The organism is Pseudomonas sp. LTGT-11-2Z, from assembly GCF_003691445.1.
GTDB lineage: Bacteria > Pseudomonadota > Gammaproteobacteria > Pseudomonadales > Pseudomonadaceae > Aquipseudomonas > Aquipseudomonas monteilii.
This window is the reverse complement of record NZ_CP033104.1, coordinates 979065-994217: the sequence shown is the minus strand read 5'-3', so window position 1 is coordinate 994217 and position 15153 is coordinate 979065. Positions and strand designations below refer to the sequence as shown.

Genomic DNA, 15153 nt, shown 5'->3' with positions numbered 1-15153 from the left:
ATCTGCGCTGGCAAGCGCCTTCAGACACAAACTTCGCCGACCAGTTTGGCCAGCGCTTCAGCGTGCATCCGCACCTGGTTTTCGTCCTCGCCCTCGACCATGACCCGAACCAGCGGCTCGGTACCGGATTTGCGCAACAGCACACGGCCACGACCCGCCAACGCCTCGGTCACCTTGGCACTGGCTTCCTTGACAGCCGGGTGCTCCAGCGGGTCGACCTTGCTGGCGCCGAAGCGCACGTTGATCAGCACCTGTGGGCACTTGCGCAGGGCCTGGCGGGCCTGGGCAAGGGTTTCGCCACGGCGCTTGAGCGCCATCAGCACCTGCAGCGCGGCGATGATCGCATCACCGGTAGTGGTGTGGTTGCAGCACACGACGTGGCCGGAGTTTTCACCGCCGACCAGCCACTCACGCTCAAGCAGCTCGGCCATGACGTAACGGTCACCGACCTTGGCCCGCACGAACGGGATATCCAGGTCCTTCAGCGCCAGCTCCAGGCCCAGGTTGCTCATCAGCGTGCCCACTACCCCGCCCTGCAGCTTGCCGCGGTCGCGCAGATCCCGGGCGATGATGAACAGCAACTCGTCACCATCGACGATGGCGCCGGTGTGGTCGACCATCAACACGCGATCGCCGTCTCCGTCGAAGGCGATACCGAGGTCGGCATGCCCCACCAGCACGGCGGCCTGCAGCGATTCGATGTGCGTCGAGCCGCAACCTTCGTTGATGTTAAGGCCATCCGGCTGCGCATGCAGCACGGTCACGTCGGCACCCAACTCACGGAACACGCTCGGCGCAACCTTGTAGGTGGCACCGTGGGCGCAATCGACCACCAGCTTGAGGCCTTCAAAGCCAGTACCCGTGGGTACGCTGCTCTTGCAGAACTCGATATAACGGCCGGCAGCGTCGTTGATGCGCGAAACCTTGCCCAACTTGCCCGAGTCGACCACGGTCATCGGCTGGTCGAGCAGCTCTTCGATCATCAGCTCGACTTCGTCTGGCAGCTTGGTGCCCTGGCCCGAGAAGAACTTGATGCCGTTGTCTTCGTGCGGGTTGTGCGAGGCACTGATGACAATGCCAGCCTGGGCATGGAACGTGCGCGTCAGATAGGCGATGGCCGGCGTAGGCATTGGCCCCAGCAGCATGACGTCGGCACCTGCCGCGGCCAGACCGGCTTCGAGTGCAGACTCGAACATGTAGCCGGAGATACGCGTGTCCTTGCCCACCAGCACCCGGCAATGGCCTTGCTTGCGGAAGGCCATGCCGGCCGCCCAACCCAGCTTCAGCATGAAGTCAGGCGTGATCGGGTATTCGCCGACGCGGCCACGAATGCCGTCGGTACCAAAGTATTTTCTGCTCATAGGGACTCCAATGTTCTTATTCGGCGTGTTGTACCGCAGCAATCATGCGCACCACATCGACAGTTTCAGCCACGTCATGGACACGAAGGATGCTAGCCCCCTTGGTCATGGCCAACGCCGCCAGCGCAAGGCTGCCGTACAACCGCTCGCCGACCGGACGTTCCAGCGTCAGGCCGATCATGCTCTTTCGTGAAACGCCCACCAGCAGCGGGCGCCCAAGGCGATAGAGCGCTTCCATGTGCTTGAACAGGCTCAGGTTGTGCGCCAGTGTCTTGGCGAAACCAAAGCCCGGGTCAAGGATGATTCTGTTTGCGTCGATGCCCACCGCCGCACAGGCGGCCATCCGCTGCTCAAGATAACGCGTAACGTCAGCGGTCACATCATCGTAATGCGGGTCGTCCTGCATGTTACCCGGCTCGCCACGCATGTGCATGAGGCACACCGGCAGGCCGGTATCCGCCACAGCGTCCAGAGCCCCATCGCGCTCCAGGGCGCGCACGTCATTGATGAGCCCGGCACCGAGACGGGCCGATTCACGGATGACGGCAGGTGTAGAAGTGTCGACCGAGATGACCACATCGAGGCGGCTATTGATTGCCTCGACCATCGGCGCGACACGCTCCAACTCCTCAGTGACCGATACCGCCCGCGCACCAGGGCGCGTGGACTCGCCACCGATGTCGATCAGCGTGGCGCCGGCGGCGACCATTGCCTCGGCATGGCGCAGAGCCTCGTCACGCTGACTGAAGCGTCCGCCATCGGAAAAGGAATCGGGGGTGATATTGAGAATACCCATGACATGGGTACGCGACAAATCAAGAACCCGGTTGCCGCAAGGCAACCGGGTCGGGTACTGCACTGAGCTCATAGATGCCCTTAGTGTTGAGCTGCTGGGCCGCCGATTGGCGATTCCGGACGGTCATTCTGGGCCGCAGGCGTACCCGAATCCTTGTCATCGTCCCAGTCACGCGGTTCGCGCGGCGTACGCCCAGCCATGATGTCGTCGATCTGATCGGCATCGATGGTCTCATACTTCATCAGCGCTTCGGTCATCGCTTCGAGCTTGTCGCGGTTGTCGACCAGCAGCTGCTTGGCTGTGGCGTAGCACTGATCGATGATGCTGCGCACCTCGGAGTCGATCAGCTTGGCAGTCTCGCCAGAAACACTGGCGTGCTGGCTGCCGGCGCTACGACCGAGGAACACCTCACCCTCTTCTTCTGCGTACATCAGCGGCCCGAGCTTCTCGGACAGGCCCCATTTGGTGACCATGTTACGCGCGATCTGGCTGGCACGCATGATGTCGTTGGACGCGCCGGTCGTGACGCCATCGAAGCCCAGCGTCATCTCTTCGGCGATACGGCCACCGTACAGCGAGCAGATCTGGCTGATCAGCGCACGCTTGGACAGGCTGTAGCGGTCTTCTTCCGGCAGGAACATGGTCACACCCAGGGCGCGACCGCGCGGAATGATGGAAACCTTGTAGACCGGGTCGTGCTCAGGCACCAGGCGACCAACAATGGCGTGGCCAGCCTCGTGGTAGGCCGTGTTGCGCTTTTCTTTCTCGGACATGACCATGGTCTTGCGCTCGGCGCCCATCATGATCTTGTCCTTGGCCAGTTCGAACTCTTTCATCTCGACCAGGCGCTTGTTGGAGCGTGCGGCAAACAGCGAGGCTTCGTTGACCAGGTTGGCCAGGTCGGCGCCGGAGAAGCCAGGGGTACCACGGGCAATGACCGCCGGGTTGACGTTTTCGCCGACCGGCACTTTGCGCATATGTACCTTGAGGATCTGTTCGCGACCGCGGATGTCTGGCAGGCCTACCACCACCTGGCGGTCGAAACGGCCAGGACGAAGCAGCGCCGGGTCGAGTACGTCCGGTCGGTTGGTAGCAGCGATGACGATGATGCCATCGTTCATCTCGAAGCCGTCCATCTCTACCAGCAACTGGTTGAGGGTTTGTTCACGCTCGTCGTGACCGCCACCCATGCCGGCGCCACGGTGGCGACCCACAGCGTCGATCTCGTCGATGAAGATGATGCACGGGGCATGCTTCTTGGCTTGCTCGAACATGTCGCGCACACGGCTGGCACCGACACCTACGAACATTTCCACGAAGTCCGAACCGGAAATGGTGAAGAACGGTACTTTCGCTTCGCCGGCAATTGCCTTGGCCAGCAGGGTCTTACCGGTACCTGGCGGACCAACCATCAGCACACCGCGCGGGATGCGGCCACCCAGACGCTGGAATTTCCCCGGATCACGCAGGAACTCGACCAGCTCGCCAACCTCTTCCTTGGCCTCGTCGCAGCCGGCAACATCGGCCAGCGTGGTCTTGACCTGGTCTTCGGACAGCAGGCGCGCCTTGCTCTTGCCAAAGCTCATCGGCCCACCCTTGCCGCCCGCACCGCCTTGCATCTGGCGCATGAAGAACATGAACACGGCAATGATGACCAGGATCGGGAAGCTCGCCACCAGCAATTGCGTCCAGATGCTCTGCTGCTCAGGCTGCTTGCCTTCGATGATGACGTGGTTATCGACCAGGTCACCGATCAGACCATTGTCGGTAATGGCCGGGCGCACGGTCTTGAAGTTGTCGCCGTCGGCGCGCTTGCCGGTAATGATGTAGCCGTCGACGGTCACACGCTCGACCTTGCCATCCTTGACCTGCTGGATGAAGTCGGAGTAGTTGAGGGTCTGCGGCTCGTTAGGGCTGGAGAAGTTGTTCATCACTGTCACCAGGACAGCTGCGATGATCAACCACAGGATCAGATTCTTTGCCATGTCGTTCAATTCGCTACCCTCTGAGGCCGGCGCACGACGCAGCCGTGCCTCGCATGATATTCATCGCCCTAACTTACTACATTACCCACGCAGCCGCAGGCACCGTCTGTAACCCTTTGTGAAAGCTAGACTACACGAAGTTCGGACAATCCTGACGCAGTGGCCGATTGGAATTAACTATCGGCCACCCCGCTTCACACCTTTCACGCCCCTTTGAAGCCCCTGCCCAACAGGTACTGCTCACGGGAACGATCCCGCGACGACGACGGCTTGCGCATCTGCACCTTGTCGAACTTGCTGCGCACGTCCTTCAGGTACACGTCAAAACCTTCACCCTGGAAAATCTTGATCAGGAAGTCGCCGCCGGGCTTGAGCACGCGGGTCGCCAGATCGAGGGCCAGCTCGCAGAGGAACATGGCGCGCGGTATGTCCACCGCAGGCGTACCACTCATATTGGGGGCCATGTCGGAAATCACAAGGTCTACGTGCGAATCACCGACCGCTTCGAGAATGCGCTGTAGGACTTCGTCGTGGGTGAAATCGCCCTGGATGAAGGTCACATCGGCAATCGAGTCCATTTCCAGGATGTCGGACGCGATCAGCCGGCCCTGACCACCAATCAGACGACTGGTCACCTGCGACCAGCCTCCCGGGGCCGCACCGAGGTCGATTACGCTCATGCCTGGACGGATCAGGCGGTCCTTTTCCTGGATCTCAAGCAGTTTGTAGCTCGCACGCGAGCGGTAGCCATCCTTCTGCGCCTGCTTCACAAAAGGATCGTTGAAATGCTCTCGCAGCCAGTTTGCGCTGCTTTTGGAACGTTGTACCACGGGGCACCTCGATGATATGCGTCGTGATTGACTGGGCGGAGCCGGTGGCCCTCGGGTAAAATGCCCGTCAATTTTACAGAATCAGACGGAAAGGGTCAGATTATGCCGCTCAATAACGAGCAGAAGAAGCAATACAAGTCCATTGGTCATGACCTGAAGCCGGTCCTGATCGTTGCTGGCAACGGTTTGAATGAAGGCGTCATCGCCGAACTGGAACGCGCGCTGGTCGACCATGAACTGATCAAGGTCGAGATTCGCTCGGAAGACCGCGAAGAACGCGCCGAAACCATTGCCGAGCTGTGCAAGGCTGGCCGTGCCGAGCTGGTGCAGACCATTGGCAAGAAAGCCCTGATCTACCGCAAGAATCCACAGCCGAACAAGCAGCTGTCCAACATCCACCGCTACAAGTAACGGTGGCTCCGGTCAGTGGCGCGGCGAACGCGCCCTGACCGGCACCGGCTGGGCCACCAGCACGATGCCGGAAAAGCCCAGTACCAAGAAGCAGAACATCTGCCAGCGCTCGCCCACGGAAATACCGTAGCGCAAGGTGTAGTACCCCACGCAGGCGCCGAAGCCGAGCAACAGCATCTGGCCACGGAACTGCCGCCACCAGGCCGCCAGGCCGTCCACCCTTGCCAGCACTGCCAGCTGGGTCAACAAGCCAAGTAACGCCACACCGATCAACCAGCGGTCGATCTGCCCGGCGATATCCTGCACCAGCAGCGGCGCCAGGCCACTGACCTTGAGCGCAGGCACCAGCCCCACGTGAAACACCCAAAGGCCACCGACCCAGAAAACCTGGGCCAGCTGCCAGAGGATCCCCTCGAGGGATGGCGCCCGCAGGCGCCGGTCAGATGTGCTTGACTTCGACAATCTCGTACTCGACCGTGCCACTAGGCGTCTTGACGACGACAATATCACCTTCTTCCTTGCCGATGATGGCGCGGGCAATCGGCGCACCGGCCGAGAGCTTGCCCTTCTTGATGTCGGCTTCGTCCTCGCCAACGATCTGGTAGGTCACCTGGTCACCGGTCTCGGTGTTTTCCAGGTCTACGGTGGTACCGAAGATGACCTTGCCGGTGTGGGGGATGGTGGTCACGTCGATCACCACCGAGTTCTGTAGGCGGCCTTCGATATCGCGGATACGCGCTTCGACCATGCCCTGCTCTTCGCGGGCGGCATGGTATTCGGCGTTTTCCTTGAGGTCACCCAGTTCGCGCGCTTCGCCGATTGCCTGGCTCAGGCGCGGGCGCTCGGTCTTGCTCAGGAACAGGTGCTCCTCTTCCAGGGCGCGAGCGCCCTGGACGGTCATCGGGTACTTGGTAATGCTCATGCTTTCAGTCCTGCATGCAGATCTTGCAAGCGACGAACGGTCTTTTCCGGACCAAACTTCAGCGCTTCGCAGATGGCTTCACCGGCCGCAATGGTAGTGGTGCAGTAAATCTTGTGCTGCAGCGCATTGCGACGAATCGAGTAGGAATCGGCGATCGACTGACGGCCTTCGGTGGTGTTGATGATCAGCGACACTTCGTCGTTCTTGATCATGTCGACCACGTGCGGGCGACCTTCGGTCACCTTGTTCACACGGCGCACTTTCAGGCCAGCCGCTTCGATAACCTTGGCGGTGCCAGCAGTTGCAACCACTTCGAAGCCCAGGGCGATCAGGTCGCGAGCAACGCCAGCCACTTGTGGCTTGTCGTCGTCACGCACGCTGATGAACGCGGTACCGCCGGTCGGCAGCACTTCGCTGGCACCCATCTGGGCCTTGGCGAAGGCTTCACCGAAGCTGTCACCCACGCCCATGACTTCACCGGTCGATTTCATCTCAGGGCCGAGGATCGGGTCAACCCCTGGGAACTTGGCGAACGGGAAGACGGCTTCCTTGACGCTGTAGAAGTTCGGGATGATTTCCTGGGTGAAGCCCAGCTCTTTCAGGGTTTTGCCAGCCATCACGCGGGCGGCGATCATGGCCAGGGAAGTGCCGATGCACTTGGACACGAACGGCACGGTACGCGAGGCGCGCGGGTTGACTTCGATCACATAGATCTTGTCGCCTTGCAGGGCCAACTGCACGTTCATCAGGCCGACGACGCCCAGCTCCAGGGCCATTTTCTTGACCTGTACGCGAACTTCGTCCTGCACTTCCTTGCTCAGCGAGTAAGGTGGCAGCGAGCACGCCGAGTCACCGGAGTGAACGCCGGCCTGCTCGATGTGCTGCATGATTGCGCCGATCACCACATCGGTACCGTCGCACACGGCGTCCACGTCCATCTCGATGGCGCAGTTGAGGAAGTGGTCGAGCAGTACCGGGCTGTCGTTGGACACCTGTACGGCTTCACGCAGGTAGCGCTTGAGCTCGTCCAGTTCGTAGACGATTTCCATGGCGCGGCCACCCAGGACGTACGACGGGCGCACCACCAGCGGGTAACCGATGCTGCCAGCAGCGCTGATGGCTTCTTCTTCGCTGCGTACGGTGGCGTTTGGCGGCTGCAGCAGGTTCAGGCGCTGAACCATCTGCTGGAAGCGCTCACGGTCTTCGGCGCGGTCGATAGCGTCCGGGCTGGTACCAATGATCGGTACGCCGGCTTCTTCCAGGGCGCGGGCCAGTTTCAGCGGCGTCTGGCCGCCATAGTGCACGATCACGCCTTTCGGCTTCTCGACGCGGCAAACTTCCAGCACGTCTTCCAGGGTCAGCGGCTCGAAGTACAGGCGGTCGGAGGTGTCGTAGTCGGTGGAGACGGTTTCCGGGTTGCAGTTGACCATGATGGTCTCGTAACCGTCTTCACGCAGCGCCAGTGCGGCGTGTACGCAGCAGTAGTCGAACTCGATACCTTGACCGATACGGTTCGGGCCACCGCCCAGGATCATGATCTTGTCGCGGGTCGACGGGTTGGCCTCGCACTCTTCCTCGTAGGTGGAGTACAGGTAGGCGGTGTCGGTGGCGAACTCGGCGGCGCAGGTGTCGACGCGTTTGTAGACCGGGAACACTTCCAGCTTGTGGCGGTGACGGCGCAGGTTCTTGTCGGTGATGCCCAGCAGCTTGGCCAGACGCTGGTCCGAGAAGCCCTTGCGCTTGAGGCGCAGCATGTAGTCCTTGTCGATCGCCGACAGGGCCAGGGTCTTGACCTTCTCTTCTTCCTTGATCAGGTCTTCCATCTGCACCAGGAACCACAGGTCGATGCCGGTCAGCTCGAAGATTTCCTCGATGGTCATGCCGGAACGCATGGCGTCAGCCACGTACCAGATACGCTCGGCACCCGGCACAGTCAGCTCGCGCTTGAGGATGCCGGCAGCTTCCGGGCTGGCCAGGTCGACTTTCGGGTCGAGGCCGCAGGCACCGACTTCCAGGCCGCGCAGGGCTTTCTGCAGGGATTCCTGGAAGGTACGGCCGATGGCCATGACTTCACCCACAGACTTCATCTGGGTGGTCAGGCGGGCGTCGGCTTTCGGGAATTTCTCGAAGGCGAAGCGTGGCAGCTTGGTGACGACGTAGTCGATCGACGGCTCGAAGGACGCCGGGGTGCGGCCGCCGGTGATGTCGTTCTGCAGTTCGTCGAGGGTGTAACCAATGGCCAGCTTGGCAGCGATTTTGGCGATCGGGAAGCCGGTAGCCTTGGAGGCCAGTGCCGAGGAACGCGACACACGCGGGTTCATCTCGATCACGACCATGCGGCCGGTGTTCGGGCAGATACCGAACTGAACGTTGGAACCGCCGGTTTCAACACCGATTTCACGCAGCACCGCCAGCGAGGCGTTGCGCATGATCTGGTATTCCTTGTCGGTCAGGGTCTGTGCCGGAGCAACGGTGATCGAGTCACCGGTGTGCACGCCCATCGGGTCGAAGTTCTCGATCGAGCATACGATGATGCAGTTGTCCTTTTTGTCACGGACCACTTCCATCTCGTACTCTTTCCAGCCGATCAGCGATTCGTCGATCAGCAGCTCTTTGGTCGGCGACAGGTCCAGACCACGGGTGCAGATTTCTTCGAACTCTTCACGGTTGTAGGCGATACCACCACCCGTACCGCCCATGGTGAACGATGGGCGGATGATGCATGGGAAGCCCAGCTTCTCGAGGACCGCATTGGCCTCTTCCATGCTGTGGGCGATACCGGAGCGCGGGCACTCCAGGCCGATGTCCTTCATGGCCTTGTCGAAGCGCGAACGGTCTTCGGCCTTGTCGATGGTGTCGGCGTTGGCACCGATCATCTCTACGCCGAACTTCTCCAGAACGCCGTGGCGCTCCAGGTCCAGGGCGCAGTTCAGTGCGGTCTGGCCACCCATGGTCGGCAGGACGGCGTCCGGGCGCTCTTTCTCGATGATCTTGGCCACCGACTGCCATTTGATCGGCTCGATGTAGGTGGCGTCGGCCATGGCCGGGTCGGTCATGATGGTGGCTGGGTTGGAGTTCACCAGGATGACGCGGAAACCTTCCTCGCGCAGGGCTTTACAAGCCTGGGCGCCGGAGTAGTCGAATTCGCAGGCCTGGCCGATCACGATCGGGCCAGCGCCGAGAATCAGGATGCTTTTGATGTCTGTACGTTTTGGCATGGTTGTCACTCAAATCCGGGGTCAGTCGGCAAGCCGCTTTGAACAATCTGGGTCAGGCGCTTCCGGGCGCGGCGCGAGCCGGCCCGGGGCCTTGAAGCAGGATGCTCAGCGGCGCTTGGCCATGGCATCGGTGAAACGATCGAACAGTGGCGCGACGTCGGTCGGGCCTGGGCTCGCTTCAGGGTGGCCCTGGAAGCTGAACGCGCTCTTGTCAGTGCGCTCGATACCCTGCAGGGTGCCGTCGAACAGCGACTTGTGAATGGCGCGGACGTTGCCCGGCAGGGTGGCCTCGTCAACGGCAAAGCCGTGGTTCTGGCTGGTGATCATGACCACGCCGGTGTCCAGGTCCTGGACCGGGTGGTTGGCACCGTGGTGGCCGTGGCCCATTTTCACGGTCTTGGCGCCGGAAGCCAGGGCCAGCAACTGGTGGCCGAGGCAGATGCCGAATACCGGGATCTCGGTTTCGAGGATTTCCTTGATCGCCTGGATCGCGTAGTCGCAAGGCTCAGGGTCACCAGGGCCGTTGGACAGGAACACGCCATCCGGGTTGAGTGCCAGCACTTCGCTGGCCGGAGTCTGGGCCGGTACCACGGTCACGCGGCAGCCACGGGCCACCAGCATGCGCAGGATGTTCAGCTTGACGCCGTAGTCGAAGGCAACCACGTGGTACGGCAGGTCGGCCGCATCGATCGTCGGGTGGCTGTCGGTCTTCAGCTCCCACACGCTGGAGCGCCACTCGTAGCGTTCCTTGGTGGAAACGACCTTGGCCAGGTCCATGCCCTTCAGGCCCGGGAAGCCGCGGGCGGCGGCAATGGCGGCTTCTTCGCTGATGTTGTCACCGGCGAGGATGCAACCGTTCTGGGCGCCCTTTTCACGCAGGATTCGGGTCAGGCGACGGGTGTCGATGCCAGCGATGGCAACAACGTTGTTGGCCTTGAGGTACTCAGGCAGCGACTGGGTGTTACGCCAGTTGCTGGCCAGCAGCGGCAGGTCACGGATGACCAGGCCAGCGGACCAGACGCGGTTCGACTCGGCATCTTCCGGCGTGGTACCGGTGTTGCCGATGTGCGGGTAGGTCAGGGTAACGATTTGCTGCGCGTAGGAAGGGTCTGTAAGGATTTCCTGGTAGCCGGTCATAGCGGTGTTGAATACCACCTCACCAACGGTCTGACCGTCGGCACCGATAGCTTCACCGCGGAAAATACTGCCGTCGGCAAGGGCGAGTATGGCTGGCTTTGTCAAGAAGACCTCCCGTAAATCAAGCATGAAAGGGCGATCGCAGGTTGCAAAAAAGCGGAGTGACGTATGGACACGTCACCCCGCTTTCATGTGCTGAATTCAATTCGCTGCGCGCTTTTAGTGGACACACTAAAGCTGTAGCTTACAGAAAAGTGCGTTTTGGGTCTACCGCGGATGTGTCTCTAAAACACAAGATTGCGACAAAGGGGTGCATCGCACCCCAATCGTGGGCCAGGCCCTTGCAAGGCTCAATGCAGTTCGAGCACATCCTGCATATCGTACAGGCCAGGCTCACGCCCATCCAGCCACAGCGCCGCACGCACGGCACCCTTGGCAAACGTCATGCGGCTGGAGGCCTTGTGGGTAATTTCCAGGCGCTCGCCTTCAGCTGCGAACAGAACGGTGTGATCACCCACCACATCGCCGGCGCGTACAGTGGCAAAGCCGATCGTCTTGCGATCACGCGCGCCAGTCTGCCCTTCACGGCCATACACGGCCACTTCCTGCAGATCGCGGCCCAGCGCATTGGCAACCACTTCACCCATGCGCAGCGCAGTACCCGACGGTGCATCGACCTTGTGCCGGTGATGCGCCTCGATGATCTCGATATCGACATCATCGCCCAACACCCGGGCAGCCAGATCAAGCAGCTTCAGGCTAAGGTTCACACCCACGCTGAAGTTGGCAGCGAACACAATTGGAATGTCCTTGCCAGCCTCAGCCAGCAGCTGCTTTTCTTCAACCGTAAAACCGGTGGTGCCGATGATCATCGCCTTACCGTGCTTGCGGCAGAATGCGAGGTTTTTCAGGGTCACCGATGGGTGGGTGAAGTCGATCAGCACGTCGAATTCGTCGGCGACCTTGGCCAGATCGTCAGACAACAACACACCAATCCGGCCAAGAGCCGCCAGCTCGCCGGCATCAGCCCCGACGAGCGAGCTGTCAGGGCGATCGATCGCCGCCGTCAGCCCTGCACCCGGCGTTTGTTGCACGGCCTCGATAAGGGTCTTGCCCATCCGCCCCGCCGCACCCATCACTGCAATACGTCGCATAGCCTTTTCCTTGTCAGAGATCGCCGAAGAAGCGCTTCACGCCATCGAACCAGCCACTGGCCTTGGGCGAGTGGGAGCTGTCGCCTTCCAGCGAGTCACGCAGTTCTTCCAGCAGCTCGCGCTGGCGACGGCTGAGGTTGACCGGGGTTTCCACCGCCACACGGCACAGCAGGTCGCCCGCACCACCGCCACGCACCGGCGCCACACCCTTGCCACGCAGGCGGAACTGCTTGCCGGTCTGGGTACCTTCCGGAATTTTCAGCTTCACGCGGCCATCCAGGGTCGGCACTTCCAGCTCGCCACCCAAGGCAGCGTCGGTGTAGCTGATCGGTACTTCGCAATACAGGTGCTTGCCATCACGCTGGAAGATCTCGTGCTCACGCACGCTGATCACCACATACAGGTCGCCAGTCGGGCCACCATGGGTACCCGCCTCGCCCTCGCCAGACAGGCGGATGCGGTCGCCCGTATCGACGCCCGCCGGCACCTTGACCGACAGCGTCTTGTATTCCTCGACCCGGCCTTCGCCGTGGCACGAGGTGCATGGGTCGGTGATGATCTTGCCCTGGCCATGGCAGCGCGGGCAGGTCTGTTGTACCGAGAAGAAACCTTGCTGCATGCGCACCTGGCCAATGCCACCGCAAGTCGGGCAAGTCGATGGAGTCGAGCCCTTCTTGGCGCCGGAACCATCGCAAGGCTGGCAGTTGACCAGGGTAGGTACGCGGATGCTGACCGTGGTGCCACGCACCGCTTCTTCCAGGTTCAGCTCCAGGGTGTAACGCAGGTCGCTGCCACGCTGGGCACCGCCACGACCACCACCACGGCCGCCACCGAAGAAGTCACTGAATACATCGCCGAAAATGTCGGAGAAGTTGGCGCCGCCGAAGCCAGCACCGCCGCCACCCATGCTTGGGTCTACGCCTGCATGGCCGTACTGGTCGAACGCCGCACGCTTGCTGGCATCAGACAGTACTTCGTAGGCCTCGTTGGCCTCTTTGAACTTGTCTTCCGACTCTTTATCGCCCGGGTTGCGGTCCGGGTGGTACTTCATCGCCAGTCGGCGGTAAGCCTTTTTGAGGTCAGCTTCACTGGCGCCGCGCTCGACACCCAGAACCTCATAGTAATCACGCTTGGACATAGGTCATTTGCACCTTGTTGGGCGTCTGGCATCTGCGCCGCGCCATCAGCACCTGCCGCCCCCTCCAGGAGCGCTGACAGATACTGTAAAAATTCTCGAATTCCAGATACGCCAACGCGGGAGCAAGCCCCCGCGCGGCGACATCCTACCAGCTCACCGCCAAACGGCGGTGAACTGGCCGACAACATGCAGGGATTACTGCTTGTTGTTGTCTTTCACTTCTTCGAACTCGGCGTCAACCACGTCATCGTGCTTGGCTTCCGGCTCGGCCTGCTGCGCGCCACCCTGAGGCTGTTCAGCCGACTGCTCGGCGTACATCTTCTGGGCAACCGGGGCAGAGACCTTGGACAGCTCTTCAACCTTGGCATCGATTGCGGCCTTGTCGTCGCCTTTGACAGCGGCTTCCAGGGCAACAACGGCGGCCTCGATGGCGGTTTTCTCTTCAGCGGTAACCTTGTCACCTGCGTCAGCGACCATCTTGCGGGTCGAGTGAACCAGCGCATCACCCTGGTTACGGGCAGCGGCCAGCTCTTCGAACTTGCGGTCTTCCTCGGCGTTGGCCTCGGCGTCACGCACCATGCGCTCGATTTCTTCGTCCGACAGGCCGGAGTTGGCCTTGATCACGATCGACTGCGACTTGCCGGTGGCCTTGTCTTTGGCGCTGACATGCAGGATGCCGTTGGCGTCGATGTCGAAGGTGACTTCGATTTGCGGCACGCCACGCGGAGCTGGCGGAATGTCAGCCAGGTCGAACTTGCCCAGCGACTTGTTCTGCGCAGCCTGCTTACGCTCGCCTTGCAGCACGTGAATGGTCACGGCGCCCTGGTTGTCGTCGGCAGTCGAGAACACCTGCGACTTCTTGGTCGGGATGGTGGTGTTCTTCTCGATCAGCGAAGTCATCACGCCACCCATGGTTTCGATACCCAGGGTCAGCGGGCTGACGTCCAGCAGCAGTACGTCTTTCACGTCACCGGCCAGAACGGCGCCCTGGATGGCAGCACCCATGGCAACGGCTTCGTCCGGGTTGACGTCCTTGCGAGCTTCTTTACCGAAGAAGTCAGCAACGGCTTTCTGCACCAGCGGCATACGGGTCTGGCCACCGACCAGGATCACGTCGTCGATCTTGCTGGCATCGATGCCAGCGTCTTTCAGGGCGATGCGGCAAGGCTCGATGGTACGGTTGACCAGGTCTTCGACCAGCGACTCCAGCTTGGCGCGGGAGATCTTCACGTTCAGGTGCTTCGGACCGGTGGCGTCTGCAGTGATGTACGGCAGGTTGACGTCGGTCGACTGGGCGGACGACAGCTCGATCTTGGCCTTTTCAGCAGCTTCTTTCAGGCGCTGCAGAGCCAGCGGATCGTTCTTCAGGTCCATGCCGGACTCTTTCTTGAACTCGTCGACGAGGTAGTCGATCAGGCGCATGTCGAAGTCTTCACCACCCAGGAAGGTGTCACCGTTGGTGGCCAGTACTTCGAACTGGTGCTCACCGTCGACTTCGGCGATCTCGATGACCGACACGTCGAAGGTACCGCCACCCAGGTCATAAACGATGACAGTGTGGTCGCCCTTGGCCTTGTCCATGCCGTAGGCCAGCGCAGCGGCGGTCGGCTCGTTGATGATACGTTTTACGTCCAGACCAGCGATACGGCCGGCGTCTTTGGTGGCCTGACGCTGGCTGTCGTTGAAGTAGGCCGGAACGGTGATGACCGCTTCGGTGACCGGCTCGCCGAGGTAGTCTTCGGCGGTTTTCTTCATTTTTTTCAGGACTTCGGCGCTGATCTGCGGCGGTGCCATGTCCTTGCCGCTGGCCTGCACCCAAGCGTCGCCGTTATTGGCCTTGACGATCTTGTACGGCACCAGCTTGATGTCTTTCTGCACGACGTCTTCTTCGAAGCGGCGGCCGATCAGGCGCTTCACTGCGAACAGGGTGTTGTGCGGGTTGGTGACGGCCTGGCGCTTGGCCGACTGGCCAACCAGGATTTCGCCGTCGTTGGCGTAGGCCACGATCGAAGGGGTGGTACGCGCACCCTCAGCGTTTTCGATGACCTTGACGTTACCGTTTTCCAGAACGGAGACGCACGAGTTGGTGGTCCCCAGGTCGATACCGATGATTTTGCCCATGTTAACTCTCCCGAAACTTGAATTTGGTAGCAGCGACTACTTTGGCCAACTGCGGTAATACTTGAAGGCTTGACACCTAA

The 15153-nt window shown here is 61.2% G+C and carries 12 protein-coding genes; 1 reads left to right on the top strand and 11 read right to left on the bottom strand.

Annotated features, from left to right (window positions below):
* Nucleotides 1–20: 20 nt before the first annotated feature.
* From glmM to rlmE, 4 genes are all read right to left on the bottom strand, one after another.
* Entirely contained in the window at nt 21–1361 is a 1341-nt protein-coding gene (glmM, locus tag D8767_RS04465) for a phosphoglucosamine mutase (RefSeq protein WP_016712086.1), read from the bottom strand.
* Nucleotides 1362–1377: 16 nt separating this feature from the next.
* Complete coding sequence (gene folP / locus D8767_RS04460) at nt 1378–2229, bottom strand: dihydropteroate synthase (RefSeq protein ID WP_016712087.1); 852 nt, start codon at nt 2227–2229, stop codon at nt 1378–1380.
* A gap of 8 nt (nt 2230–2237) precedes the next feature.
* Nucleotides 2238–4142, bottom strand: coding sequence for an ATP-dependent zinc metalloprotease FtsH (gene ftsH, locus D8767_RS04455; protein ID WP_016712088.1), 1905 nt, complete (start codon nt 4140–4142; stop codon nt 2238–2240).
* Nucleotides 4143–4345: 203 nt separating this feature from the next.
* Entirely contained in the window at nt 4346–4972 is a 627-nt protein-coding gene (gene rlmE / locus D8767_RS04450; protein WP_012274251.1) for a 23S rRNA (uridine(2552)-2'-O)-methyltransferase RlmE, read from the bottom strand.
* 102 nt (nt 4973–5074) lie between these two features.
* Here rlmE and yhbY point away from each other — a divergent pair, with 102 nt between their 5' ends.
* On the top strand, nt 5075–5383 hold the full coding sequence (yhbY, locus tag D8767_RS04445; protein ID WP_003249945.1) for a ribosome assembly RNA-binding protein YhbY: 309 nt from the start codon (nt 5075–5077) through the stop codon (nt 5381–5383).
* A 12-nt stretch (nt 5384–5395) separates the two neighbouring features.
* Here the strand turns inward: yhbY and D8767_RS04440 are convergent, their stop codons facing one another.
* From D8767_RS04440 to dnaK, 7 genes are all read right to left on the bottom strand, one after another.
* Entirely contained in the window at nt 5396–5845 is a 450-nt protein-coding gene (locus D8767_RS04440) for a hypothetical protein (protein WP_012053750.1), read from the bottom strand.
* Nucleotides 5823–6305, bottom strand: a complete 483-nt coding sequence (gene greA, locus D8767_RS04435) for a transcription elongation factor GreA (RefSeq protein ID WP_016712090.1) — start codon at nt 6303–6305, stop codon at nt 5823–5825. Before greA ends, D8767_RS04440 begins: the two co-directional genes overlap by 23 nt.
* Nucleotides 6302–9523, bottom strand: coding sequence for a carbamoyl-phosphate synthase large subunit (carB, locus tag D8767_RS04430; RefSeq protein WP_016712091.1), 3222 nt, complete (start codon nt 9521–9523; stop codon nt 6302–6304). Before carB ends, greA begins: the two co-directional genes overlap by 4 nt.
* Nucleotides 9524–9628: 105 nt before the next feature.
* Entirely contained in the window at nt 9629–10765 is a 1137-nt protein-coding gene (carA, locus tag D8767_RS04425; RefSeq protein WP_003249935.1) for a glutamine-hydrolyzing carbamoyl-phosphate synthase small subunit, read from the bottom strand.
* Between the two features lie 245 nt (nt 10766–11010).
* On the bottom strand, nt 11011–11814 hold the full coding sequence (gene dapB, locus D8767_RS04420) for a 4-hydroxy-tetrahydrodipicolinate reductase (RefSeq protein ID WP_016712092.1): 804 nt from the start codon (nt 11812–11814) through the stop codon (nt 11011–11013).
* A gap of 13 nt (nt 11815–11827) precedes the next feature.
* Nucleotides 11828–12952, bottom strand: coding sequence for a molecular chaperone DnaJ (gene dnaJ / locus D8767_RS04415; protein ID WP_012274254.1), 1125 nt, complete (start codon nt 12950–12952; stop codon nt 11828–11830).
* Between the two features lie 195 nt (nt 12953–13147).
* The gene (gene dnaK, locus D8767_RS04410; RefSeq protein WP_016712093.1) at nt 13148–15073 is read right to left on the bottom strand and encodes a molecular chaperone DnaK; all 1926 of its coding nucleotides are present in this window, start codon (nt 15071–15073) and stop codon (nt 13148–13150) included.
* Between the last annotated feature and the right edge of the window lie 80 nt (nt 15074–15153).

Excerpts from the sequence above, each read along its gene's own strand:
- folP (WP_016712087.1), bottom strand. The coding sequence starts at position 2,229 with ATGAGCTCAGTGCAGTACCCGACCCGGTTGCCTTGCGGCAACCGGGTT.
- dapB (WP_016712092.1), bottom strand. The coding sequence starts at position 11,814 with ATGCGACGTATTGCAGTGATGGGTGCGGCGGGGCGGATGGGCAAGACC.
- dnaK (WP_016712093.1), bottom strand. The coding sequence starts at position 15,073 with ATGGGCAAAATCATCGGTATCGACCTGGGGACCACCAACTCGTGCGTC.
- yhbY (WP_003249945.1), top strand. The coding sequence starts at position 5,075 with ATGCCGCTCAATAACGAGCAGAAGAAGCAATACAAGTCCATTGGTCAT.
- greA (WP_016712090.1), bottom strand. The coding sequence starts at position 6,305 with ATGAGCATTACCAAGTACCCGATGACCGTCCAGGGCGCTCGCGCCCTG.
- dnaJ (WP_012274254.1), bottom strand. The coding sequence starts at position 12,952 with ATGTCCAAGCGTGATTACTATGAGGTTCTGGGTGTCGAGCGCGGCGCC.
- glmM (WP_016712086.1), bottom strand. The coding sequence starts at position 1,361 with ATGAGCAGAAAATACTTTGGTACCGACGGCATTCGTGGCCGCGTCGGC.
- ftsH (WP_016712088.1), bottom strand. The coding sequence starts at position 4,142 with ATGGCAAAGAATCTGATCCTGTGGTTGATCATCGCAGCTGTCCTGGTG.
- carB (WP_016712091.1), bottom strand. The coding sequence starts at position 9,523 with ATGCCAAAACGTACAGACATCAAAAGCATCCTGATTCTCGGCGCTGGC.